General features: G+C 69.7%; 25 protein-coding genes. 19 read left to right on the top strand and 6 right to left on the bottom strand.

Going from position 1 to position 23208, the window contains the following annotated elements; genetic code table 11:
* Positions 1-10 precede the first annotated feature (10 nt).
* Both ACTOWY_RS36435 and ACTOWY_RS36430 read right to left on the bottom strand, forming a co-directional pair.
* The gene (locus ACTOWY_RS36435) at positions 11-1450 is read right to left on the bottom strand and encodes a LutB/LldF family L-lactate oxidation iron-sulfur protein (protein ID WP_441314138.1); all 1440 of its coding nucleotides are present in this window, start codon (positions 1448-1450) and stop codon (positions 11-13) included.
* Positions 1429-2151: a (Fe-S)-binding protein gene (locus ACTOWY_RS36430; protein WP_441314137.1), complete on the bottom strand. Its 723-nt coding sequence runs from the start codon at positions 2149-2151 to the stop codon at positions 1429-1431. The genes ACTOWY_RS36435 and ACTOWY_RS36430 overlap by 22 nt, the downstream gene beginning before the upstream one ends.
* 127 nt (positions 2152-2278) lie before the next feature.
* Between ACTOWY_RS36430 and ACTOWY_RS36425 the strand changes: the two genes are divergently transcribed.
* The 12 genes from ACTOWY_RS36425 (at position 2279) to ACTOWY_RS36370 (ending at position 14044) form a co-directional block, all read left to right on the top strand.
* Positions 2279-3535: a sensor histidine kinase gene (locus ACTOWY_RS36425; RefSeq protein ID WP_185001100.1), complete on the top strand. Its 1257-nt coding sequence runs from the start codon at positions 2279-2281 to the stop codon at positions 3533-3535.
* A gap of 37 nt (positions 3536-3572) precedes the next feature.
* Positions 3573-4406, top strand: coding sequence for a S49 family peptidase (locus ACTOWY_RS36420; protein ID WP_441314136.1), 834 nt, complete (start codon positions 3573-3575; stop codon positions 4404-4406).
* Positions 4407-4490: 84 nt separating this feature from the next.
* Entirely contained in the window at positions 4491-5729 is a 1239-nt protein-coding gene (locus ACTOWY_RS36415; protein WP_441314135.1) for an aminotransferase class I/II-fold pyridoxal phosphate-dependent enzyme, read from the top strand.
* A gap of 224 nt (positions 5730-5953) precedes the next feature.
* Positions 5954-6739, top strand: coding sequence for a LytR/AlgR family response regulator transcription factor (locus ACTOWY_RS36410; RefSeq protein WP_247760960.1), 786 nt, complete (start codon positions 5954-5956; stop codon positions 6737-6739).
* Positions 6736-7146, top strand: a complete 411-nt coding sequence (locus ACTOWY_RS36405; RefSeq protein WP_247760962.1) for a hypothetical protein — start codon at positions 6736-6738, stop codon at positions 7144-7146. The genes ACTOWY_RS36410 and ACTOWY_RS36405 overlap by 4 nt, the downstream gene beginning before the upstream one ends.
* Positions 7147-7159: 13 nt before the next feature.
* Complete coding sequence (locus tag ACTOWY_RS36400) at positions 7160-8950, top strand: sodium/solute symporter (protein WP_441314134.1); 1791 nt, start codon at positions 7160-7162, stop codon at positions 8948-8950.
* Between the two features lie 193 nt (positions 8951-9143).
* Positions 9144-9494 (top strand): DUF485 domain-containing protein, encoded by a 351-nt coding sequence (locus ACTOWY_RS36395; RefSeq protein WP_441314133.1) that lies wholly within the window; start codon positions 9144-9146, stop codon positions 9492-9494.
* Entirely contained in the window at positions 9491-11110 is a 1620-nt protein-coding gene (locus ACTOWY_RS36390) for a solute symporter family protein (protein ID WP_441314132.1), read from the top strand. Before ACTOWY_RS36395 ends, ACTOWY_RS36390 begins: the two co-directional genes overlap by 4 nt.
* A gap of 176 nt (positions 11111-11286) precedes the next feature.
* A complete protein-coding gene (locus ACTOWY_RS36385; RefSeq protein ID WP_247760968.1) occupies positions 11287-11832 on the top strand; it encodes a SigE family RNA polymerase sigma factor in 546 nt (181 codons plus the stop codon).
* A 19-nt stretch (positions 11833-11851) separates the two neighbouring features.
* The gene (locus ACTOWY_RS36380; RefSeq protein ID WP_441314131.1) at positions 11852-12757 is read left to right on the top strand and encodes a hypothetical protein; all 906 of its coding nucleotides are present in this window, start codon (positions 11852-11854) and stop codon (positions 12755-12757) included.
* 65 nt (positions 12758-12822) lie between these two features.
* Complete coding sequence (locus ACTOWY_RS36375) at positions 12823-13131, top strand: rhodanese-like domain-containing protein (protein ID WP_282105007.1); 309 nt, start codon at positions 12823-12825, stop codon at positions 13129-13131.
* Between the two features lie 4 nt (positions 13132-13135).
* The gene (locus ACTOWY_RS36370) at positions 13136-14044 is read left to right on the top strand and encodes a DUF4328 domain-containing protein (protein ID WP_441314130.1); all 909 of its coding nucleotides are present in this window, start codon (positions 13136-13138) and stop codon (positions 14042-14044) included.
* Here ACTOWY_RS36370 and ACTOWY_RS36365 read toward each other — a convergent pair.
* Entirely contained in the window at positions 14041-15231 is a 1191-nt protein-coding gene (locus ACTOWY_RS36365; protein ID WP_441314129.1) for a cytochrome P450, read from the bottom strand. The genes ACTOWY_RS36370 and ACTOWY_RS36365 overlap by 4 nt on opposite strands.
* A 123-nt stretch (positions 15232-15354) precedes the next feature.
* On the opposite strand from ACTOWY_RS36365, the gene ACTOWY_RS36360 reads away from it, so the two are divergent.
* The 4 genes from ACTOWY_RS36360 (at position 15355) to ACTOWY_RS36345 (ending at position 18369) form a co-directional block, all read left to right on the top strand.
* Entirely contained in the window at positions 15355-16314 is a 960-nt protein-coding gene (locus ACTOWY_RS36360) for a DUF5926 family protein (RefSeq protein ID WP_441314128.1), read from the top strand.
* Positions 16315-16515: 201 nt separating this feature from the next.
* A complete protein-coding gene (locus tag ACTOWY_RS36355) occupies positions 16516-17010 on the top strand; it encodes a SigE family RNA polymerase sigma factor (RefSeq protein WP_441314127.1) in 495 nt (164 codons plus the stop codon).
* Positions 17007-17831 (top strand): hypothetical protein, encoded by an 825-nt coding sequence (locus ACTOWY_RS36350; RefSeq protein ID WP_441314126.1) that lies wholly within the window; start codon positions 17007-17009, stop codon positions 17829-17831. Before ACTOWY_RS36355 ends, ACTOWY_RS36350 begins: the two co-directional genes overlap by 4 nt.
* A 49-nt stretch (positions 17832-17880) precedes the next feature.
* On the top strand, positions 17881-18369 hold the full coding sequence (locus ACTOWY_RS36345) for a SigE family RNA polymerase sigma factor (protein WP_441314125.1): 489 nt from the start codon (positions 17881-17883) through the stop codon (positions 18367-18369).
* A gap of 78 nt (positions 18370-18447) precedes the next feature.
* Here the strand turns inward: ACTOWY_RS36345 and ACTOWY_RS36340 are convergent, their stop codons facing one another.
* Together ACTOWY_RS36340 and ACTOWY_RS36335 are read right to left on the bottom strand one after the other, a co-directional pair.
* On the bottom strand, positions 18448-18984 hold the full coding sequence (locus ACTOWY_RS36340; RefSeq protein WP_247760982.1) for a ferritin: 537 nt from the start codon (positions 18982-18984) through the stop codon (positions 18448-18450).
* Between the two features lie 137 nt (positions 18985-19121).
* Positions 19122-20360, bottom strand: a complete 1239-nt coding sequence (locus ACTOWY_RS36335) for an arginine deiminase (RefSeq protein ID WP_441314124.1) — start codon at positions 20358-20360, stop codon at positions 19122-19124.
* 175 nt (positions 20361-20535) lie between these two features.
* Here ACTOWY_RS36335 and ACTOWY_RS36330 point away from each other — a divergent pair, with 175 nt between their 5' ends.
* From ACTOWY_RS36330 to ACTOWY_RS36320, 3 genes are all read left to right on the top strand, one after another.
* Positions 20536-21036, top strand: a complete 501-nt coding sequence (locus tag ACTOWY_RS36330) for a DM13 domain-containing protein (RefSeq protein ID WP_441314123.1) — start codon at positions 20536-20538, stop codon at positions 21034-21036.
* 84 nt (positions 21037-21120) lie between these two features.
* The gene (locus ACTOWY_RS36325) at positions 21121-21957 is read left to right on the top strand and encodes a glutamate ABC transporter substrate-binding protein (RefSeq protein WP_441314122.1); all 837 of its coding nucleotides are present in this window, start codon (positions 21121-21123) and stop codon (positions 21955-21957) included.
* 158 nt (positions 21958-22115) lie between these two features.
* Positions 22116-22247, top strand: coding sequence for a hypothetical protein (locus ACTOWY_RS36320; protein ID WP_441314121.1), 132 nt, complete (start codon positions 22116-22118; stop codon positions 22245-22247).
* Positions 22248-22387: 140 nt separating this feature from the next.
* Here ACTOWY_RS36320 and ACTOWY_RS36315 read toward each other — a convergent pair whose 3' ends face one another.
* On the bottom strand, positions 22388-23197 hold the full coding sequence (locus ACTOWY_RS36315) for a CPBP family intramembrane glutamic endopeptidase (RefSeq protein WP_441314120.1): 810 nt from the start codon (positions 23195-23197) through the stop codon (positions 22388-22390).
* Positions 23198-23208: the final 11 nt, after the last annotated feature.

Below are 23208 nucleotides of genomic sequence, written 5' to 3'. Positions count from 1 at the left end.
CGCGCGGGCGTCACTGGTCACCGCGGTTCCTCCTCCACCAGCTGCGGAACGATTCGGCGGGCGGCACCGGCACATCGCGGACGTCGGTCCACTTCGAGCCGGGCCAGGGCAGCCGGGTGATCTTGCCGTCCCGGCCGAGGAAGCGGGCCAGCGTGCCGGCCTGCTGTGCCCGCTCGAAGCGTTTCGCGTCGGCCATCACCCAGGCCAGTGCACGCATGGCGATCGCCTCCGGCGCCAGGCTGCTCTTGTTCTCCACCACTCGCGCGCGCAGGTGGGTGAGCACCTCGGGGATGTTGATCGAGACCGGGCAGACCTCATAACAGGCCCCGCACAGCGAGGAGGCGAACGGCAGTGAGGCGGCCTGTTTGTCCTTGGGATCGTTGACCAGCTGCGGGGTGAGGATGGCGCCGATCGGGCCCGGGTAGACCGAGCCGTAGGCCTCGCCGCCGGTGCGCTCGTAGACCGGGCACACGTTGAGGCAGGCCGAGCAGCGGATGCAGCGCAGCGACTGCCTGCCCACCTTGTCGGCCAGTGTCGCGGTGCGCCCGTTGTCCAGCAGGATCAGGTGGAAGTTCCGCGGCCCGTCGCCGGGGGTCACGCCGGTCCACACCGAGGTGTAGGGGTTCATCCGCTCGGCGGTGGAGGAGCGCGGCAGCAGCTGCAGGAAGACCTCCAGGTCCGGCCAGCTCGGCACCACCTTCTCGATGCCCATCACGGTGATCAGGGTTTCCGGCAGGGTCAGGCACATCCGGCCGTTGCCCTCGGACTCCACCACCACGATCGACCCGGTGTCGGCCACGCCGAAGTTGGCGCCGGAGATGGCCACCTTGGCGGAGAGGAACTTGCGCCGCAGGTGCCGCCGGGCCGCCTCGGCCAGCGCACGCGGCTCACTGGTCAGGTCCGCGGGCACATCCGGCATGGCGCGCTGGAAGATCTCCTTGATCTCGGCGCGGTTGCGGTGGATCGCGGGCACCAGGATGTGCGAGGGCCGGTCCTCGCCGAGCTGCACGATCAGTTCGGCCAGGTCGGTCTCGATCGCGGTGACCCCGCCCTCGGCCAGCGCCTCGTTCAGGCCGATCTCGGCGGTGGCCATCGACTTGACCTTGACCACCTCGGTCTCGCCGGTGGCCCGGATGAGCCGCAGTGCGATCGCGTTGGCCTCGGCGGCGTCCCTGGCCCAGTGCACGGTGCCGCCGCGGGCGGTGACCGCGGCCTCCAGCCGGACCAGGTAGGTGTCCAGGTTGGCCAGCACCTCGTCCTTGATCGCGGCCCCGGCGGCGCGCAGCCGCTCCCAGTCCGGCAGCTCGGCCACCGCGGCCGCGCGCTTGCCGCGGATGGTGCTGGTGGCGTTGCGCAGGTTGCGGCGCAGCTGGGTGTTGGCCAGGGCGTCCTTGGCGGCCTTGGGGAAGGCCGGGGTGCCCAGCCAGGTCACCGGGTTGCGGACGACCATGGTTCCTCCTCCGTGCTCGCCAGGATCTCCGCCAGGTGCACCGGCCGCACCCCGCTGCGCAGCCGGGACAGTCCGCCGCCGATGTGCATCAGGCAGGAGTTGTCGCCCGCGGTCAGCACCTCGGCCGCGGTGCCGATGATGTGGTGCATCTTGTCGGTGAGCATCGCGGTGGAGGTCTCGGCGTTCTTCACCGCGAAGGTGCCGCCGAACCCGCAGCAGGAACTCGACTCGGGCAGCTCGACCAGGTCCAGCCCGCGCACCGCGCGCAGCAGCCGCAACGGTTTCTCGCCGACGCCGAGCAGCCGCAGCGAGTGGCAGGTCGGGTGGTAGGTGACCCGGTGCGGGAAGTAGGCGCCGACCTCGGTCACGCCGAGCACGTCCACCAGGAACTCCGACAGCTCGTAGGTGCGCGCGGCGATCGGGGAGGCGGTCAGGCCGGGGTGGATGTCGCGGACCATGCCGGTGCAGGAGCCCGAGGGCGCGACCACCGCGTCGTAGTCGCCGAAGACCTCGGCGTAGCCGCGGGCCAGCGGCTCGGCCTGCTTGGCGTAGCCGGTGTTGAAGTGCATCTGCCCGCAACAGGTCTGCGCCAGCGGGAACTCCACCCGGCAGCCCAGTCGTTCCAGCAGCCGCACGGTGGCCTTGGCGGTCTCCGGGAAGAACGTGTCGGTCAGACAGGTCGCGAACAATCCGACCCGCATGGCCTCTCCACCTGCTGTGCGCACAGCGGACACCCTGCCTCGGAAAACCTCCGATGTCTACGGTTCATCCTTTTGGTGCCATCTCCGAGTGACGGGGTGGTTGCAGATTCAGCATCCTGGGCCCAGCATGGACGCCGTGGGTGAACTGCTCACTGAGCGATCGGCCATGGCGGTCCTGGCGGGTATCGCCGTTCTCGCCGCCTTTGTCCTGCTGTGCCGGGCACGGCGGGTCAGCACCTCGATGGAGGACGCGACGCTGACCGCCCTGCACCGGGTGACTGATGCTGCCCCGACCCTGCGCGAGGGCCTGTCGGTGCGGTCGGCTGATGAGCTGACCCCGCACCTGAAGGAGATGCTCGGGTGTGTGGCGGTCGCGCTCACCGACGGGGACGGCGAAGTGCTGTCCTGGGCCGGTGAGGCGAACTACCACTACGAGGATCTCCGGCCCACCGTGGAGAAGGCGATCATCCATCGCACCACCGAGACCACCAGTCACGGGATGATGGACTGCGACGTCAACAAGTGCGCGCTGCGGCACGCGATCGTGGCCCCGCTGGAGGTCGACGGGATCATGGTCGGCTCGCTGCTGGTGGCCTCCGCGGTCGGCGGGCGCCGACTGTCCAGGGCGGCCGAGGTGGGCTCGCGCTACATCACCACGCACCTGGAGCTGGCCGAGCTGGAGGAGTCCCGCTCCCGGCTGGCCATCGCCGAGGTCCGCGCCCTGCGCGCGCAGATCTCCCCGCACTTCCTGTACAACGCGCTGACCACGATCTCCTCGCTGGTGCGCACCGATCAGGAACAGGCGCGGGACCTGCTGCTCGACTTCGCCGACTTCACCCGCTACTCCTTCCGCACCGCGGGGGAGTTCACCACCCTGGGCGAGGAGCTGCACAACGTCGAGCGCTACCTGACCCTGGAGCGGGCCCGCTACGGCGACGCGCTCAACGCGCAGGTGCGCATCGCGCCCGAGGTGCTCTCCGTCGCGGTGCCGTTCCTGACCCTGCAACCGCTGGTGGAGAACGCGGTCCGGCACGGCCTGGCGAACAAGCCGGGCGGCGGCACGGTCACCGTAGTGGCCGCCGACAACGGGGCCGAGGCCACCATCAGCGTCGAGGACGACGGCGTCGGCATGGACCCGGAGCGGCTCTCCCAGGACCTGAACTCGCACTTCACCGGCGCGCACGTGGGCATCAACAACATCGACCACCGGCTGCGCTCCTTCTTCGGCAACGACTACGGCCTGGTCGTGGAGACCAACCTGGGCGCGGGCACGAAGATCAGCATGCGGGTCCCGAAGTTCACCGCCGGTGTGCACGCGCCGCCGCCGACCTGGCCGGATGCGGTGGGGCGCAAGCAGGAGGAAGCCCACCAGGCCGCTGGCTGATCAGGCGTTCCTGCGGTTTTTCCGTAGGCTCGGCACCATGAACGTCGCCGAGCGGTTGGCCAAGAAACTGCCCATGATCGGCGGGAGCGTGGACCGCTCGCCCGTCGTCGCCGTGGTCCGCCTGCACGGGGTGATCAGCCCGACCCCGTCACCACTGGCCAGGAACACGATCAACATCAACACGATGGAATCCGCGCTGCAGCGCGCCTTTGGCCACGACCGGCTGGTCGGGGTGGCACTGGCGATCAACTCCCCCGGCGGCGCGCCCACCCAGTCGGCCTTGGTCGCCGACCGGATCCGGGAACTGGCCGCCACCAAGAAGGTGCCCGTGCTGGCCTTCTGCGAGGACGTGGTGGCCTCCGGCGGCTACTGGCTGGCCTGCGCCGCCGACGAGATCTACGCCCACGCCACCTCCCTGGTCGGCTCCATCGGCGTGGTCAGCTCCAGCTTCGGCCTGCACGGCGTGCTCGACCGCCTTGGCATCGAACGCCGGGTGCACACCGCTGGCGAGAACAAGGTCCGGCTGGACCCGTTCAGCCCGGAGAAAGCCGAGGACGTGGAATGGCTCAAGGGCCTCCAGTCCCGGCTGCACGAACGCTTCGGTGAATGGGTCACGCAACGCCGCGGCGGGAAACTCAACGGCGGCCCGGACGAGCTTTTCACCGGCGAGGTGTGGCTGGGCGACCAGGCCGCGGAACTCGGGTTGGTCGACGGCATTGGCACTTTGCGCGGCGTGGTGAAAAAACGCTGGCCGGACGCGGAGATCGCGATCGTCGAACCGCGTCGGCCGCTGCTGGCCCGGCTGGGCATCGGCGGCGCGGCCATCGAGGCGCTGGAGCACCGGGCGATGTGGTCGCGTTTCGGGCTTTGAGTGCGACGTTGTGCACTCCTGCCGAACTGCCGCACACAAAGCCACACATCTTTCCGGGTGGACTTTTGTTCATACGCTGCGGAAATGAGCGCAGCGCTGAACAGGAAGCTGTCCCGGTCGCGGATCCACCTGACGGACACCGAATTCTATTTCCCGACGGTGTACGCGGGAGCCGCTGACCGGACGGTAATGCAGAACAGCACGATGACCGAACCGCGGCATTGTCATAATTTCACCTCGTCCAACTACCTCGGTCTGGGCCAGCGGCCGGAAGTGGTGGAGGCGGTGGTCGAGGCGGTGCGCCGGTACGGGCTGGGCGCCAACAGCTCGCCCGCGCTGGCTGGTCACTTCGACGTGCACGAGCAGCTGTGCCAGGAGCTGGCCGACCTGCACGGCACCCCGGCCGCGATGCTCTACAACAGCGGGTTCGCCGCCAACCTCGGCGCGCTGGGCGCGCTGACGGGCCGGGGCGATTTGATCGTGCTGGACCAGGCCGCGCACGGCAGCCTGGTCGCCGGCGCCAAAGCCTCCGGCGCGGAACTGCGGTACTACCCGCACCGGGACACCACGGCGCTGGACGCGGTGCTCGCCGAGCACGCCCGGCCCGGCCGGACCGTGCTGGTCGGCATCGTGGGCGTGTACAGCATGGCCGGCGAGGTGGAGAACGTCGCCAAGATCGCCGGGGTGGCGCGGGCGCATGGGGCGATCACGCTGCTCGACGACGCGCACGGGCTGGGCGTGATCGGCGACCGCGGCACCGGCAGCCTGGAGCACCACGGCTTGCCGCACGACGCGGTGGACATCCACATGGGCACGCTGAGCAAGACCCTGGCCGCCTCGGGCGGCTACCTGGCCGGGTCCCAGGAACTGATGGACTACCTGCGCTTCCATGCGATGTCGCACCTGCTCACCGCGAGCATCCCGCCAGCGGTGGCGGCCGGTTGCCTGGCCGCGCTGCGGGTGCTGCGCGCCGAGGGCCATGTGCTCAGCCCCCGGTTGCGGTCCAGGGCGCAGTACTTCCGGGAGGAGCTGCTCGGGCAAGGGCTGGACGCGCGCGGGGCGACCGCGGTGGTGCCAGTGCATCTGCGCACTGAGAGCCAGGTGATCCCGGTCAACGAACTGGTCCTGGCCAGAGGGATTTTCCTGAGCCCGGTGATTTTTCCCGGGGTGCCGATCGGCGAGGGCAGGCTTCGGTTCACGATTTCCGCCACGCACGAGGAAGCGACTCTGGCCGCGGTGGCGGAGACGTTGGCCGAGTGCGTGCGCGAGGTCGACGGCGAATCGGGGCGAGCCCGGCGGGGGGATGTTGAACTCGGAGTTTGATCACTGTGGGTGATACTGTCGGCACGTGCAGATGACCTGAGTGGGTTGATCTTTCCCACGACGCGTCACCGCGCATTGACTCGCTCGTTCAAGCCAAGTAATAGGTGAGCGATCAACAGCGTCACCCCGTTGGCGGGTGGCTCGCTCGTGGACAGTCGGCACCACGTATCGGCAGGATTGACCTCACTGTGAGTACCAACGGCAGCCCCCCCGGACTCATCGTCATGGCGGTCGACGATGAGCCCAAGAACCTGGACGAATTGTGTTACCTGCTGCGGCAGAACCCCAGGGTGCGCCGGGTTCTGGAGGCCTCGGACGCGCTGGAGGCGTTGCGCATCATCCGGGGCCAGGATCCGGAGCTGCAGCAGCGGATCGCCGCCGGGCTGCCCGCGGTGGACGCGGTCTTCGCCGACATCCAGATGCCAGGGTTGTCCGGGGTGGAGATGGCCACCGTGATCACCGGGCTGAAGGACGCGCCCGCGCTGGTCTTCGTCACCGGGCACGGTGACCACGCGCTGGCCGCCTACAACCTGGGCGCGCTGGACTACATCAGCAAACCGCCGAACCCGGAGCGGCTGGAACGGGTGCTGCGGCTGATCGAGCGCACCTCGATGGCCACCATGGCCCCGCCCGCGGAGGAGCCGGTGGACGAGGAGGTCATCCCGGTCGAGCTGGCGGGCACCACCAAGCTGATCCCGCGGGCCGCGGTGCGGTACGTGGAGGCCCAGGGCGACTACGCCCGCCTGCACACCGCCGAGGGCAGCCACCTGGTGCGCATCCCGCTGGCCCAGCTGGAAGAGCGCTGGGGGGACGCCGGGTTCGTCCGCATCCACCGCTCCTACCTGGTCGCGATGGGGCTGATCACCGAGCTGAAGATGGCCACCTCCGGCTACACCGTGCGGGTGGGCAGCGGGGACGACGCGGTCGAGCTGCCGGTCAGCCGCAGGCACACCAGGGAACTCAAGGACCGGCTGGTGCGCTCGCCGAAGAACAACTGGGGTCATCGGTGACCCAGCCCGGCCCGCCCGAGGACGAGGGGGCCGAGCAGGAGGCGGAACGGCGGCGACGCCGGGTCAAGGTGGTGCTCGCCGAGCGGCGGGGCGCGCGCAAGGTCGTGCGCACCATGGTGCACATCGAGCAGCAGACCCAGATCGGCGAGCAGGTGGTGCGGGTGCTCATCCGCAAGCAGCTCATCGTCGCGGTCACCCTCGCGGTGATCACCGCGGTCGCCCTGGGTAGCCTGCCCCTGCTGTTCGCGCTGTTCCCGGCGGTGGCCTCGGCGACCTTGTTCGGGGTCCGGCTGCCGTGGCTGTTGCTCGGCGCGGCCGCCTACCCGCTGCTGATCGGCGTGGGCGCGCTCTACAACCGCGTGGTCGAGCGCAACGAGAAGGACTTCATCGACATGGTCGAGAACTAGGAGCCCCGGGACTTTGGGGCCCAACGAGTGGTCGCTCGTCGGCGTGGTGCTGGCCGTGCTGGCCACCCTCGCCCTTGGCTTCGTCGCCTCCTGGCGCTCCAAGACCACCTCGGATTTCCTCGTCGCCTCCCGCGGGGTCAAGGCCAGCAACAACGCCGCCGCGATCTCCGGTGAGTACCTCTCCGCGGCCTCCTTCCTCGGCGTGGCCAGCCTGGTGTTCCGGGACGGGCCGGACGCGCTCTGGTACCCGGTCGGCTTCACCGCCGGCTACCTGTCGCTGCTGCTGTTCGTGGCCGCCCCGCTGCGCCGCTCCGGCGCCTACACCGTGCCCGACTTCGCCGAGGCCCGGCTGGGCTCGCCGCACCTGCGCAGGCTGTCCACCTGGGTGGTCATGCTGATCGGCTGGCTCTACCTGGTGCCGCAGTTCCAGGGCGCCGGGCTGACCTTCTCCACGGTGACCCATTTGCCGGCCTGGATCGGGGTGGCCGGGGTGGCGCTGGTGGTGGTGATCAACGTGGTCGGCGGCGGCATGCGCGCGATCACCATGGTGCAGGCGTTCCAGTACTACCTGAAGCTGGTGGCCATCTCGCTGCCCGCGTTCCTGCTGGTGATCGTCTTCCTCAACGACGACCGGCCGCAGCGGGCGCTGAACGAGCCGCTGCCGCCGACCTTCCCCACCGACACCGTGGTCACGGTGAGCACCCCGGTCCGGGTGCAGGTGGCCGAGGCGGTCCGGCTGGAGGCCTTCGGCACGGTGGACGGCGCGCCGGCCAAGGGCGAGGCGTTCTGGGGGCCGGGCACCCCGCACGACATCGGCGCGGACACCAAGCTGCACTTCACGGCGGGCACCGCGGTGCCGGTGGTCAAGGGCTCGCCGGTGCGCAACGACGACTGGCTGCGGCCGCAGCAGGCCGACGGCAACGGGATGAGCCTGTTCAAGATCTACTCGCTGATCTTCGCGACCTTCCTCGGCACCATGGGCCTGCCGCACATCCTGGTTCGCTTCTACACCAACCCGGACGGCAGGGCGGCCCGCCGGACCACGCTGTACGTGCTGATCCTGCTCGGCGCGTTCTACCTGTTCCCGACCATCCTGGGCGCGTTGTCCCGGCTCTATGTGCCGCAGCTGCTGGTCACCGGCAAGACCGACGTGGCGATCCTGCTGCTGCCCACCGCGATGCTGGACAACTGGCTGGGCAAGCTGCTGGCCGCGCTGGTCGCCGCGGGCGCCTTCGCCGCCTTCCTCTCCACCGCCTCCGGGCTGGTGGTCAGCGTGGCCGGGGTGCTGTTCACCGACGTGCTGGCCGGGCGGTTCAAGGACTTCCGGCTGGCCGCGCTGCTGGCCGGGGCATTGCCGCTGGGAATGGCGCTGATGGCGGCCTCGCTGGATGTCTCCCAGGCGGTGAGCCTGGCGCTGGCCACCGCCGCGTCCACGTTCTGCCCGTTGCTGGTGCTGGGCATCTGGTGGCGTGGGCTGACCTCGGTCGGCGCCGCGGCCGGCATGATCGCCGGCGGTGGGCTGACCCTGCTGACCACGATCCTGAACTTCGTCAGCGCGAGCACCGGCGGCTGGGCCGCGGTGCCGTTGCTGCAGCAGCCTGCCGCGGTCACCGTGCCGGTGGCGTTCGTGACCATGGTGGTGGTGAGCAAGCTGTCCCGGCGGCGGATACCCGCGGACGTCTCCCAGATCATGCTGCGCCTGCACGCCCCGAACCGGCTCGGTTTCACCAAGGACCGGGAGGTGCAGAAGTACGGCACTCCGGAGGAGAAGGCCCGGCAGTCCACAGGCCGTCACCGAGGTTGAACCAACTCCACCGAGGAGTGACACTCTGTCACTCGTTCGGATGACATCCAACCGGCGAGCCACTTAACGTGCAATCACTACCGTTTATCGCCTAACCCGACTGTTGGTCGCAGTCCCTCGTTCGAGCCTTGGTCGAGTGACCTGGGTCTCTACTAACGTCCCGGTCCAACACCCCCAGCGAGGAGGCCGGATCGTGAGTACCACCGAGCGGCCGCAGACGGGCGGAGCGCCAGACCCGGAAGTCTGGAGCGCTGTCCAGTCCGGCCCTGAATTCGTCGAACTACGTCGGCGGCTACGCAGGTTCGTGTTCCCGATGACCGTGCTGTTCCTCAGCTGGTACCTGGTCTACGTGCTGTTAGCCGACTACGCACACGGCTTCATGAGCACCAAGCTGACCGGCAACATCACCGTCGGCCTGGTGCTCGGCCTGCTCCAGTTCGTGTCCACCTTCCTGATCACCACCCTCTACGTCCGGCACGCCAACAAGCACCTGGACCCGGCGGCCGAGCGGATCAGGGAACAGATCGAAGGGGGCGACAAGTGAGCGCGCCGATCACCCTGGCCCAGGCCGCGACCGGCTCGCCCGCACTCAACATCAGCATCTTCGCCGGCTTCGTGGTGATCACGCTGATCGTGGTGTTCCGGGCGAGCAAGAACACCAAGTCCGCCGCGGACTACTACGCCGCGGGCCGGGCCTTCACCGGACCGCAGAACGGCATCGCGATCGCCGGTGACTACCTGTCCGCGGCCTCCTTCCTGGGCATCGCGGGCGCCATCGCGGTCTACGGCTACGACGGCTTCCTGTACTCCATCGGCTTCCTGGTGGCCTGGCTGGTGGCCTTGCTGCTGGTGGCGGAGCTGCTGCGGAACACCGGCAAGTACACGATGGCCGATGTGCTCAGCTTCCGGATGAAGCAGAAGCCGGTGCGCACCGCGGCCGCGCTGTCCACGCTGGCGGTCTCCTTCTTCTACCTGCTGGCCCAGATGGCCGGCGCGGGCGGCCTGGTCGCCCTGCTGCTGGGCATCAAGGACAGCTGGGGCCAAGCCATCGTGATCGCCATCGTCGGCGCGCTGATGATCCTGTACGTGCTGATCGGCGGCATGAAGGGCACCACCTGGGTGCAGATCATCAAGGCGGTGCTGCTGATCATCGGCGCCGGCGTGATGACCCTGTGGGTGCTGGGCATGTACGGCTTCAACCTCTCCGCGCTGCTGGGTGCGGCGGTGGAGAACAGCCCCAAGGTCGGCGAGAAGCTGCTCGGCCCCGGCCTGCAGTACGGCAAGAGCGGGCTGACCCAGCTCGACTTCGTCTCGCTCGGCCTCGCGCTGGTGCTGGGCACCGCGGGCCTGCCGCACATCCTGATGCGCTTCTACACCGTGCCCACGGCCAAGGAGGCCCGCCGCTCGGTGGTCTGGTCGATCTGGCTGATCGGCATCTTCTACCTGTTCACCCTGGTGCTGGGCTACGGCGCGGCGGCCCTGGTCGGACCGGACAAGATCCTGGCCGCACCCGGCAAGGCCAACTCGGCGGCGCCGCTGCTGGCCTTCGAGATCGGCGGCACGCTGCTGCTGGGCTTCATCGCCGCGGTCGCCTTCGCCACCATCCTGGCGGTGGTCGCGGGCCTGACCATCACCGCCTCGGCCTCCTTCGCACACGACATCTACGCCAACGTGATCAAGAACGGCCAGGTGGACGACAAGGACGCCGAGGTCAAGGTGGCCCGGCGGACCGCGGTGGTGATCGGCATCGTGTCGATCCTCGGCGGCATCCTGGCCAACGGGCAGAACATCGCCTTCCTGGTGGCGCTGGCCTTCGCGGTGGCCGCCTCGGCGAACCTGCCGACCATCCTGTACTCGCTGTTCTGGAAGCGGTTCAACACCACCGGCGCGCTGTGGAGCATCTACGGCGGCCTGGGCAGCACGGTGTTGCTGATCGTCTTCTCGCCGGTGGTCTCCGGCCGGGACAACTCGATGATCTCCGGGGTGGACTTCCACCTGTTCCCGTTGGACAACCCTGGCATCGTCTCCATCCCGCTGGCCTTCCTGCTCGGTTACCTGGGCACGGTCTTCAGCAAGGACCCCGGAAACGACGCCAAGTACGCCGAGATGGAGGTCCGCGCACTCACCGGCGCGGGCGCGGAGAAGGCCACGCAGCACTGAGCCATTGATCGACAAGAGGGCGGTCTCCCCAGGTGGGAGGCCGCTTTTCTTGTGTCACAGACTTTGTGACATTTCGTGACAGGAACTGCACAGACTTCGCCAGGTTCCCGGTGCAACCCTTGTTTCCTCCCCGGCGTATAGGCAGCAGACCGGGCAGTTCACGAGGAGGCAGGAGCTTGGCGCGACGCGATGACGGCTTCGCCGAGTTCTTCGCTGCCCGGTTCGACGCGGCGCGGCGGATCGGGTACGCGCTCTGCGCGAACTGGTCGGAGGCCGAGGAACTGGCGCAGACCGCGTTCGTGCGGGTCTACGCCCGCTGGCCCAAGGTGCACCGGGAAACCGCGGACGCCTACCTGCGCACGGTGCTCACCAGGGCCTTCCTGGACACCAAGCGCCGGGGCCGGGCCCGCGAGCACGCGGTGGCCGAGGTGCCCGACCAGCCGGTGGAAGCCGACCACGGGGCCGCTGAGGACCGGGCCGCGCTCACCGCGGCCCTGCAGCAGGTGCCGCCCCGCCAGCGCGCGGTGCTGGTGCTGCGGTTCATCCAGGACCTCTCGGTCGAACAGGTGGCCGAGGCACTGGGGTGCACGACCGGAACGGTGAAGAGTCAGACCGCGCGCGGCCTGCAGACCCTGCGGGCCGCCTACCATGCCGCCAACGGCACCGACGGGGCGTCCGAACCTGGCCAGACCCCGCCGCCGCTGTTGTCGGCCGGGCGCTGAAAGTGGAGGTACGGAGGCGGTGAACGAGATGTGGCACGACGAGCAGGACGTGCGGAACGCGCTCCAGCGGGTCGTGGACACACCCGCGCCCGCGGTACGCACCGACGTGGCCGAGGTGATCCGGCGCGGCAAGCGCCGGGTGCTGGTCACCAGGGTCGGCGCGGTGGCCGGGGTGGTGGTCGCCGTCGGTGTCATCGGCCTCGGCGCGACCGCGATCTCCGGCAGCCTGTTCACCGGCGACCACACCGCGTTGCCGCCCGCCGCCACCAGCAGCGCGCCGTCCACCAGCAGGCAACCCGCGCTGGACCTGCCGGGCTGGACCCAGCTGGAGACCACGCCGGCGACCAGCGCGCCCGATGCCACCGGCACCGGGGCGTTCAAGCCGCAGCAGTACTGCAGCGGCCCGCAGACCCCGCCTGCCACCGGTCGCGCGATCCTGCCGGAGGACCGCTACCTGCCTGCCTTCGTGGACGCGGTCGGCAAGGCCGTTGGCGAGCGGCCGAGGGTGAGCTTCCAGAACTACGTCAACGCCAACCGCGGCCACCTCGCGGTGGTCGTGCCCGGCAAGGACGTTCCCGGCACGGTCCGGCTGGAGGCCGGGCGCTTCGGCGGCCCGCCCACGCTGGCCGCGGAGTCCTACCGGTACAGCTCCGGCGCGGCCTGCCAGGAGCCGCTGCGCCGGACCCGCCCGGACGGCGCGGTGCTGCAGCTGTTCCAGGACGAGGACTACGGCGGCAAGCAGCCGACCCGCAGGCTCGGCGTGTACACGCCCAACGGGCGCTTCTACACCGTCACGGTCACCGCGGGCTCGCTCACCAGCGACGGCAGCCCGATGCCGGCCGACAAGCAGGTCGGCGTGGACGGCCTGGTGCTGAGCCGGGAACAGGTGGTCCAGATCGGCGAGGCAATGGCCGACCTCGGCTGAGTTCACGCTGCCGCTACACCCGCCCGTGGGACCATCCACTGGTGAACCCGTCTCAGGTGCCGTCGGTGGCAGCGCACGAGGTCCCGCAGGATGCCTACCTGCTTGATGTCCGCGAGGACGACGAGTGGGCCGCCGGGCACGCCGAGGGCGCCAAGCACATCCCGATGGGCGAGGTGGTGACGCGCCTGGAGGAACTGCCCAATGACGGGCTGGTGCACGTGATCTGCCGCGCGGGTGGCCGCTCGGCCAGGGTCACCGCCTACCTCAACTCCAATGGCTGGGACGCGATCAACGTCGACGGTGGCATGCAGCTCTGGCAGGCCGCTGGCCGTCCGCTGGTCGGCGAGTCCGGCGCCGAACCGACGGTGATCTGAGCGCATGCAGCCAATGCAGCCGATGCGGGTGGACTGGGTGGCCAGTCCGCCTGTTCCGCTGCGCCCGTACCGGTCCCGGCGTCCCGACCCGCACTACTCCGGCCCGCCCGCCTACCCGGCCCCGCCGCGCTGGGGTTTCCCCGCGCTGACCTGGCGCTGGCCCACCACGGTGCCCGGCGCGGACAAGCCGGTGGCCCAGCCGGTGGACCGGATGCGGGCACTGGCAGGCAGCGCGGTGCCGCTGCTCTGGATCACCGGCGTGGCCGCCGCGTTCACCGCGGGGGCCGAACTGCTGCGCTACATCCTGCTGCTGGTCAGCCGGGACGCGGTGCTGCCCGCCGGACTGCTCTACACCTCCGACGCGCTGGTGGTCACCGGCGGCGTGGTCACCCCGGTGAGCGCGGCGCTGGCCGCGCTGGTCGGCATCCTGTGGCTGCTGCGCGCCCGCCAGGTCGCCGGTGAACTCACCAGCACCCGCCCGGACCGGCCGAACTGGCAGGTCGTGGCCGGGGTGCTGGTGCCAGGGGTGAACCTGGTGCTGCCAGGGGCGACCCTGGCTGAGCTGGAGCACACCATCCTTGGCAAGCCCAGTGCGGAGCGGCCCCGGCCCTCCCGCGAGCTGCTGCACTGGTGGGGCTGGTGGGCTGGCAGCCTGCTGGTCTCCGGGATCACCCTGCTCTGGTCGCTGCGCGCCGGTGTGCAGGCCCAGGCCGACGGCGTGCTGTGGCACCTGCTGGCCGACGCCCTGCTCGCGGTGGTGGCCATCCGCTCGGTGCGGCTGCTCAAGCGGTACAACGCGCTGCTGGCCCCGGTGAACCCGGCGGCCGTACAGCGCTACGAACTGATCAGCGTGCGCGGCGCCGAACTCCCTGAGTTGCCCCGCCGCGAGCGTCCCAAAGACGCGGTCCGCTAGGCCGTCACCGGCAGCGTGTGCAGGCCGCGGATCACGAACTCCGACCGGCGTTCCGGCTCGCCCGCCAGGGCCAGCTCCGGCAGTCTGCGGCGCAGCGCGTCCAGGATCGCGGTGACCTCGACCCTGGCCAGTGGCGCGCCGAGGCAGTAGTGGATGCCCGCGCCGAAACCCAGGTGCGGGTTGGGGGAGCGGCCCAGGTCCAGCCGGTCCGGGTCGGTGAAGACCTCCGGGTCGCGGGCTGCCGAGCCGAGCAGGGCGGCGATCTTGTCACCGGGCCGCAGCCGGTGGCCGGCGATCTCCACCTCGGCGGTGGCGGTGCGCTCGAAGAGTTGCAGCGGCGAGTCGTACCGGATCAGCTCCTCGGCCGCGCTCGGCAGCAGTTCCGGCTCGGCGATCAGGCGCTCCCACTGGTCGCGGTGGCGCATCAGGGCCAGCACCCCGTTGCCGACTACGTTCACCGTGGCCTCGTGCCCGGCCATCAGCAGCAGCACCGCGGTGGCCACCAGTTCGTCGGAGGTCAGTCGCGCGCCGTCGGCGTCGGCCACCGAGACCAGATCACTCACCAGGTCCTCGCCCGGCCGCGCCCGGCGCTGCTCGACCAGGTCACGCAGGTAGGCCACGAACTCGGTGGAGGCGGCCTCGGCGGCCAGTCGCTTGTCCGGCGCCAGGCCGTACTCGTACATCTTCACGATGGTGTGCGACCAGGGCAGCAGCAGGTGCCGGTCCTGGGCAGGCACGCCGAGCAGTTCGGCGATCACCTCCACCGGCAGTGGCTCGGCCACCGTCTTGAGCAGATCGGCCTGCTCGTCCATGGCGATCCGGGCGGCCAGGGTGTCCACCAGCTGGTCGGCCAGGGTGTTCACCCAGGGGCGCAGGCGTTCGGTGTGGCCGCGGGCGAAGGCGGTGGCCACCAGCTTGCGCAGCCGGGTGTGCTTTGGCGGCTCGTTCTCCAGCAACGAGTTGCGGTGCAACAGGTTGAACGCGGCGAAATCGTCCACCGGGCAGGCATCCCGCCAGATCCGGCCCAGCGCGCGGTGCCGCAGCAGCGCCGAGCAGGCCGAGTGCGAGACCGCGACCGCCAGGCCCAGCCCGGCATGCCAGTGCACCTCCCCCTCCGCCCGCAACTGCGCGAACCGCGGGTAGGGGTCCGCGATGAACGCGGTGTCGCTGGGATCAAAGGGAAGCACGATCACCGACGGTAAGTCCTGGGCGCGTCACTCGTCCATCCGAGTGGCGGTGTCCTTGGTGGAAATACCCGTTTACCCCCCTGCTACGGTCCGGCAGATCACCAGTTTCCCTAGGAGGACCGGATGGCCAAGCGCACCGCGGCCAAGCGCAAGAACCAAGCCGCCGAGGGTGGCATCGGGCCGCGTCAGCCCTGTCCGTGCGGCTCCGGCAAGCGGTACAAGGCCTGCCACGGCGGGTCGGCCGCCGATGTCATGGTCATCCGCCCGTTCGAGGGTCTGGCCGTGGAGACCGACCTGATCGCGCTGCGTGAGTTCGTGCCGTCGGCCACCGCGGCGCTGTCGCTGACCGAGGCCGGGCCGCGGCCGATCACGGTGGCCACCGTGCTGCCGATGGCCGCCGCCGCGCTGGTCCGCACCGACGGCGCCGCCTTCATCGGCCTGCAGGTGCAGACCCGCACCGGCGACATCAGCGGCGACCTGGCCCGCGCGCTGCGCTGGGCGCAGACCGCCGAGCCGGGCAACGCGCTCTCGGTGGCTCCGGCCGCGGCCGATGGCGAGACCCTGCGGCTGCAGGACCTGCTGCAGCCCGATGCGCGGCTGGAGGTCGAGCTGCACGCCGACTTCTCCTGGTGGATCCCGGCCGACGCCGAGCAGAACAGCGATGTGGCGCTGTCCCTGGAGCGGGCCAACGCGGCGATCATGCCCACCGAGCCGGTGGTGGCCGAGGGCGTGCACGCGGCCTACTGGGTCGACGCCGGGGACAAGGCGCACGTGCGCTGGGTCCGGCCCGAGCCCGAGGAGCGGTTGCTGGCCGCGCTGGCCCGGCTGGCCGTACGCGGTGAGCACGGCGAGCACGACCTGGGCGAGGGCTCCCGGTTCGCGGGCTCCTTCCGCGCGCACGGACTGCTGGTGCCGGTCTGGGACGTCGACCGCGAGCAGCACTCCAAGGAATGGGCCCAGCCCACCGCCGCACTCGGCGAGCGGCTGACCGCAGCGCTGGCTTCCCTGGACACCGAACCGCTCTCCGAGGCCGAGCGCCGGTCCCGGGACGGCCTGCGCGGCCGTCAGGTCACGCTCAGGTAACGGCGAAACTGGTCGTCGCGCCAGGGCAACCCTGGCGCGCGATCAGACGTGAACCTCATGTCGGGGGCCCGCGGTCGGGCCGCACTGAGGGGAGCGTCGGCGGTGGCAGCACCGGGCTGGGTGTTCGGGACGGGGGTGGGTTTCGCGCCTGCCGTCCCGAGTGCGGTTGACGTGGTGGACAGCGCGGCCGGGGGAGCCACGGTGCAGGAAGACTTCGGTGAGTTCGTCCGCATGTCCCTGCCCGGACTGCTGCGCTACGGACACGCGCTCACCGGCAATCCGCATGACGCGGCCGACCTGGTGCAGTCGGTGCTGGAGAAGATCGGCGCGCGGTGGCGTACCGTGCTGCGGCAGTCGACCAACCCCACCGCCTATGTGCGGCGGGCGATGGCCAACACGCACATCAGCTTCTGGCGCCGGGTGCGTAAGGAGAGCCTGGTCGCCGACCTGCCGGACGTGCGGTCCTACGAGCAGGCCGACCGGCTGGAGAACGAACCGCTGTGGCAGGCCCTGCGGGACCTGCCGCCGCGGCAGCGCGCGGTGATCGTGCTGCGGTACTACGACGGGCTTTCCGAAGCCGAGATCGCGGAGGCGCTCGGAGTGAGCAACGGCACGGTCAAGAGTCAGACCAGCAAGGCCATGGTGACGCTGCGAGGAAAACTGGGCTCACTGGTCGGAGGAGGGGATCAACGATGAACGTCGACGACGAGCTGCGCAGGCTCTTCTCCGACGATCGGCTGGAACTACGTCCCCTGCCGGACGCCGAGCACGCGGTGCTCACCGGGGTCAAGCGCAGGCAGCGGCGCCGCCGGGTGGCCATCGCGGCCACCGGGGCGCTGAGCGCGCTGGCCATCGTGGCCGGCACGGTCGCCGTGCTGCAGCCCGAGGCGAACAACACGGTGCAGCCCGCGGACACCTCCACGCTGACCTTCCCGAGCACGCCCGGTCCGACCGAGCAGACCAGCACCTCGGCGGAGAGCCAGGGCGGCACGGCCAGCACCTCCAACCGCGGTGGCGTCGGCAGTGGCTCGGGCACCCCGCCCACCTCCTCGAACAAGCCGCCGACCTCGACCACCACGCCGAAAATCTTTGGCACCGCGCAGATCGGGCCCACCGGCTACGGCGCGCTCAAGCTGGGCATGACCAAGGAAGCGGCCGAGGCCACCGGGCTGATCAAGCCCAACGCCAAGGCCGAATCCGACTCCGGCTGCCTGGGCTATGACTACGCGGGAAAGATCAAGCCGGCCGGCTTCTACACCGTGGTGATCTCCAAGACCAAGGGCGTGGTGCGCATCCACGGCCGCGGTGATGAGCGGACCCCGGAGGGCATCGGCGTCGGCGCGCCCGTGGCCGATTTCGACAAGGTCTACACCGATTCCGGCACCTCGCACGGCGCGGTCGGCGAGCGGGTGGTGGCGGCTCCTGGCAACGCGGCGGCCAACTACTGGTTCATCATGCGGAACAACGCGGTGAGCGAGATCCGGCTGGAGCTGAAAGAGCAGGACTGTTACAAGTAAGCCCGGTCACCTACTCCTATCCTTGTGCCGGAGTAGGTGACATGGGGGCTTGGTGGACGAGGATTTCAGCGAGTTCGTCCGGATGTCGCTGCCGGCGCTGCTGCGCTACGGGCACGCGCTGACCGGCAATCCGCACGATGCGGCCGACCTGGTGCAGACAGTGCTGGAGAAGGTCGGCACCCGCTGGCGCTCGCTGCTCCGCCAGGAGATCAACCCGCAGGCGTATGTGCGGCGGGCCATGGCCAACACCCACGTCAGCTTCTGGCGCCGGGTGCGCAAGGAGAGCCTGGTCGCCGATCTGCCCGAGGACGGCGAGGGCTACCAGCAGGCCGACCGGCTGGAGAATGAGCCGCTGTGGCAGGCCCTGCGTGAGTTGCCGCCGCGGCAGCGCGCGGTGATCGTGCTCCGCTACTACGACGAACTCACCGAGACCGAGATCGCCGAATCACTCGGCATCAGCAAGGGCACGGTGAAAAGCCAGGCCAGCAAGGCGATGACGGCCCTGCGGGGCAAACTCGAGAACATCAACGAGGACTGAGCACGCAGCTGGCGGCGCCCGTGGACCGGGTCGCGGTCCACGGGCGCCGGCCTGTGGTGGGAGCAATCAGCACTTGGCTTACAGGGTGCCGCCTGCCGCGCGCGGGGCGGTCGGGTCCGAGCCCTCGTCGCCGACCTGCTCGCGGGTGAGGAAGTCCTCGATGGCGAACAGGTTGTCGCCCGCACGGTCCACGATGGTCAGCAGGGTCGACATCGCGGCGACCTCCTCGACCTGCTCCTTGAGGAACCACTGCATGAACTGCTCGCCGAGGTAGTCGCCCTCGTCCCTGGCCGACTTGGCCAGCGCGGTGATCTCCTCGGTGACGTGCCGCTCCTGGTTGAGGGCCAGCTCGACCGGCTCGCGCACGGAGGCGAAGTCGTTGCGCACCTCGTCCACCCCGGGGATGGCCACCGGGAGGCCGTTGTCCAGCAGGTACTGGACGATCATCATGGCGTGGTTGCGCTCCTCAAGCGCCTGGCGGTAGAAGTGCGAAGCCAGGCGGGGGAGGTCCTTGGCGTCGAACCAGACCGCGACGGCGAGATACTGCTGCGACGCGCTGAGCTCATTCCGGACCTGGGTCTGCAGCAGCTGCTGGAACTTGGTAGTCGTGGTCATGGCCGAAACAATACAACGGAATTCGAGTTTCCGCAGGTAAAGCCAGGTTTGCCTAACTTAGCCAAGCCTTGTTGAACCAGCTGGCAGACGGCCCGCGCAATTCCATTCCGTAATTGCGCTTGCCTAATTCCGCGAATTCACCCGAGCGTGTCTCGCGCAATCGGGCAGGACATGCACCGAGGGCCACCACGACCGGAGCCCAGCTCGCTGCCCGCGATCCGCAGCACCTCCACCCCGGCGTCCTCCAGCCGGGCGTTGGTCTCCACGTTGCGCTCGTAGGCCACCACCACGCCCGGCGCCACGGCCAGCGTGTTGTTGCCGTCGTCCCACTGCTCGCGCTCGGCGGTCACCGCGTCCAGGCCGGTGTCGATCACCCGCAGCCGCTCGATGCCCATCGCCTCGGCGGCCGCGCCCAGGAACGGCAGCGGGCCGTCCACGATCACCCCGCCGGAGCCGTCCGGCCGCAGCGGGTAGGCGGAGAGGGTCTCGCGCACCGCCGGGTACATCACCACCGCGTCCCGGTCGACCATGGTGCACACGGTGTCCAGGTGCATGGTGGCCCGCTCCTGCTCGATCGGCACCGCGAGCACGGTGTGCGCGAGGCCGTCGGCGAAGGCGGAGCGGGCGAAGGACTCCGCGCCGGCCGGGGTGGTGCGCTCGCCGACGCCGACCGCGAGCACGCCGGGGGAGAGCAGCAGCACGTCGCCGCCCTCCAGCGGGGCCGAGTGCGCGCCGTAAGCACGGCCGGTGCGGCTGAACCGCGGGTGGTAGGCGTAGATCAGGTCGGTCAGCGCGGTCTCCCGGCTGCGCGCGGGCAGCGCGAGCGAGGTGATCGCCACCCTGTCCGCCACCCACACCGAGGAGTCCCTGGTGAAGAGCAGGTTGGGCAGCGGATTGACCGCGAAGTCGGCGGGCTGGTGCATCCGGCGCACCAGCGAGGCGCCCTCGGCGGCCGGCAGCTCCTCGAAGGTCATGCCCGCCATCAGCACCCCGGCCAGGTCCTTGGCCTTCATCCCGGTCAGGTGCGAGCGCAGCGCGTCGGCCAGGTCCAGGCCGAGCTGGCGCTCATCCACCGCCGAGTGCACCGCGCCGAAGCGGGCCCGCGGATCGGCCAGCGCCTCCACCAGCACCTCCGCGAGCAGCAGCACCTCCACCCCGCGCGAGCGCAGGGTCTCGGCGAAGGCGTCGTGCTCAAGCTGGGCCCGGCCCAGCCACGGCACCCCGTCGAACAACAGTTGATCGTTGTTACGCGGGGTGAGGCGCTTCAGTTCCGCGCCAGGACGGTGCAGCAGCACCGTGCGCAACGGGCCGACCTCGCTGTCCACCCGGTGGATCGGCTCGGCAGGGGTCTCGCTTGCGATCTGGTGGGCGCTCACGCAGCGGAGCGTAATGCTCTCGAAAGATCACGGCAGCGCGCTGATCAGTGAATCTGGGTCAGGATGTAAGGAGTCGAACCTCGGAAGGTGGATTGTGAACCAGGACACGGTGTCGAAGCGCGGTTTGTTGCGTCGTCCGGTCGTTTTGGTTGCGATTGTGATTGTCGCAACGGTTTTGAGCGTCGGTTTGTACCTGTTCCAGCCCTGGAAGCTGTTCACTAGCAGCACCCTGGACGAGGCGCTGCCCGCCGGGGTGACCAGCGAACTGGCCCCGACCTCGACTGACACACCCGTGCCCAGCTCAGCGGCACCCACCAGCGCGCCGCCCGCCCAGCCCAGCACCCTGGCCGCCGGGGACTTCGTCTCCCAGGAGCACCCGACCAAGGGCAAGGCCACCGTGCACAAGCTTGCTGACGGCTCCCGGGTGCTCCGGCTGACCGGCCTGGCCAGCAGCGACGGCCCGGACCTGCACATCTGGCTCACCGACCAGTCCGCAGGCGGCGAATGGGGCAAGTACGACGACGGCCGGTACGTGAAGCTGGGCAAGCTCAAGGCCACCCACGGCAACCAGAACTACGCCATCCCGGCTGAGGCCAAGCTGGACGGCCTGCGCAGTGTGGTCATCTGGTGTGACCGGTTCAACGTCGCTTTCGGTTCTGCCCCGCTCACGCTGTGACGCTCACCCGTTCGGGTAGCCTCCCCCGGAGTGACCGGGTCCGGAGGGGACGACGGAATGCGTCAGGTTCGTGCGCTGAGGCACGTGGGCACCGCGGTTGCCGCGGTGGCCCTGCTAGCCGTGCTGCCAGCGGGATGTGGGTTCTTCGGTTCTTCGGCCGACGGCGCGGACACCCCGCCGCCGGACGGTCCGAAGCTGACCGTGGGCATCAAGTTCGACCAGCCCGGCCTCGGCCAGAAGACCGGTGACAACACCTTCGCCGGCTTCGACGTGGACGTGGCCAGGTACGTGGCCAGGGAGCTGGGTGTGCACCCCGGCAACGTGACCTTCCTCGAGGCCAAGAGCGCCGAGCGGGAGACCCTGCTGGAGCAGGGCAAGGTCGACCTGGTCGCGGCCACCTACTCGATCAGCGACGCGCGCAAGAAGAAGGTCGACTTCGCCGGGCCGTACTTCGTGGCCGGGCAGTCCCTGCTGGTGCGCAAGACCACCTCGGACATCACCGGCCCGGAGTCGCTGAACCAGAGCGACTGGCGGCTGTGCTCGGTGAAGGGCTCCACCCCGGCGGAGAAGGTCAAGCAGTCCTACGCCAAGAGCGTGACCCTGCGCGAGTTCCCGTCCTACCCGGAGTGCCTGGTGGCGCTGGAGGACGCGGACGACCCGGTGGACGCGGTCACCACCGACGACGTGATCCTGGCCGGCTACGCCGCCGGGCAGCCGGACAAGTTCAAGCTGGTCGGCAAGCCGTTCTCGCAGGAGCGCTACGGCATCGGCCTGCGCAAGGGCGACGCCCGGCGGGACAAGGTCACCGCCGCGCTGCGCAAGATGGTTTCCGACGGCAGCTGGAAACGCTCGGTCGAAGAGAACATCGGGAAATCTGGCTATAAAATTCCTGAACCACCCGCTGTTCTCGACTCGCCATGATCTATAAGGGCGGCAAAGTCCGGCTGGTCCGTTGGAGCGACCTGAACCGACGATAGTCTGATCCAGCGTGCGACCATGGTTTGACCGGCACTCCCTCCCTGGGCTGAAGTGCCTGCCTAGGGGTTGGAATCCGCCGCGTTCCGCATATCGTGTCGCCCATGGGCATGCTCACTGACCGCGCCGCCGCCGGGTTGCCGGAAATGGCGCTCCTGGCAGTCGCCGGGAATGTGATCCCGCCCCGTCCGGAAAACATGAAGAAGCTTTTCGCTGCCTTGGCATATCCGGACTGACCCATACCTCTCGGTCTGACACCGCCCGGTCAGACCGCGCCAAAGCCGCAGGGGATAGCTGCCCGCCCCCTCCGGCATCGGACGGACGGGATGATCTCCGCGCCCCCCACCCTGGAGATCATCCCGTCCGTCTTCCTAGCTCAGGGCAGCCAGGACACCGCGCCCTTGAGCAGCGCGTACCCGACGAAGGCGATCACGTCGATCACCGCGTGCCCGACCACCAGCGGCCACAGCCGGTTGGTGCGCTGCCACACCCGGCCGTAGACCAGCCCCATCACGATGTTGCCCGCGAACCCGCCGAAGCCCTGGTACAGGTGGTACGAGCCGCGCAGCACCGCGGAGGCGGCCAGCGACTTGTTCTCCGACCAGCCGAGCATCCGCAGCCTGGTGATCAGGTAGCCGACCACCAGCACCTCCTCGGCCCAGGAGTTGCCGATCGCGGACAGGATCAGCATCGGCGTGCGCCACCAGGTGTCATCCAGCGCCGAGGGCACCACGGTCAGGTTGAGCCCGAGTGCCCTGGTGATCAGGTAGAAGGCGATGCCGGGCAGGCCGATCAGCGCGGCCAGGCCCAGTCCGCGCAGTGCGTCCGAGCCCAGCCTGCTCCGGTCCAGACCGATCTCGGCGAGCTTCTTGCCCGCCTTCCACAGCAGGTAGGCGCCCAGTCCGCCCCAGGCGAGCAGTTGCAGCACGCCGAGCAGCTGATGGGCCAGGTCGAGCAGGCTGAGCGTGGAGCGGGAGACGTTGAGCGCCACCGACTGCTGGCTCAACGGCTTGGGCTGCAACAGCGAGCTGATGATGGAGAGCAGGCTGCGCAGCCCGGACAGGCCCAGCGTCGCGGCGAACACGATCGCCAGCTCGATCCACACCGCCCGGCGCTGCACCGGGTCGGTGATCACCTCGACCTCCGGCCGTGCCGGGTTCAGCCAGTTGCCGATCACGCTCGCCATGCTGGCAGCGT

It is taken from the genome of Crossiella sp. CA198, assembly GCF_052078295.1.
Taxonomy (GTDB): Bacteria; Actinomycetota; Actinomycetes; order Mycobacteriales; family Pseudonocardiaceae; genus Crossiella.
This window is presented reverse-complemented; position numbering and strand designations above follow the sequence as displayed.

Excerpts from the sequence above, each read along its gene's own strand:
- ACTOWY_RS36435 (WP_441314138.1), bottom strand. The coding sequence starts at position 1,450 with ATGGTCGTCCGCAACCCGGTGACCTGGCTGGGCACCCCGGCCTTCCCC.
- ACTOWY_RS36430 (WP_441314137.1), bottom strand. The coding sequence starts at position 2,151 with ATGCGGGTCGGATTGTTCGCGACCTGTCTGACCGACACGTTCTTCCCG.
- ACTOWY_RS36425 (WP_185001100.1), top strand. The coding sequence starts at position 2,279 with ATGGACGCCGTGGGTGAACTGCTCACTGAGCGATCGGCCATGGCGGTC.
- ACTOWY_RS36420 (WP_441314136.1), top strand. The coding sequence starts at position 3,573 with ATGAACGTCGCCGAGCGGTTGGCCAAGAAACTGCCCATGATCGGCGGG.
- ACTOWY_RS36415 (WP_441314135.1), top strand. The coding sequence starts at position 4,491 with ATGAGCGCAGCGCTGAACAGGAAGCTGTCCCGGTCGCGGATCCACCTG.
- ACTOWY_RS36410 (WP_247760960.1), top strand. The coding sequence starts at position 5,954 with ATGGCGGTCGACGATGAGCCCAAGAACCTGGACGAATTGTGTTACCTG.
- ACTOWY_RS36370 (WP_441314130.1), top strand. The coding sequence starts at position 13,136 with ATGCAGCCAATGCAGCCGATGCGGGTGGACTGGGTGGCCAGTCCGCCT.
- ACTOWY_RS36360 (WP_441314128.1), top strand. The coding sequence starts at position 15,355 with ATGGCCAAGCGCACCGCGGCCAAGCGCAAGAACCAAGCCGCCGAGGGT.
- ACTOWY_RS36350 (WP_441314126.1), top strand. The coding sequence starts at position 17,007 with ATGAACGTCGACGACGAGCTGCGCAGGCTCTTCTCCGACGATCGGCTG.
- ACTOWY_RS36340 (WP_247760982.1), bottom strand. The coding sequence starts at position 18,984 with ATGACCACGACTACCAAGTTCCAGCAGCTGCTGCAGACCCAGGTCCGG.
- ACTOWY_RS36320 (WP_441314121.1), top strand. The coding sequence starts at position 22,116 with ATGGGCATGCTCACTGACCGCGCCGCCGCCGGGTTGCCGGAAATGGCG.
- ACTOWY_RS36315 (WP_441314120.1), bottom strand. The coding sequence starts at position 23,197 with ATGGCGAGCGTGATCGGCAACTGGCTGAACCCGGCACGGCCGGAGGTC.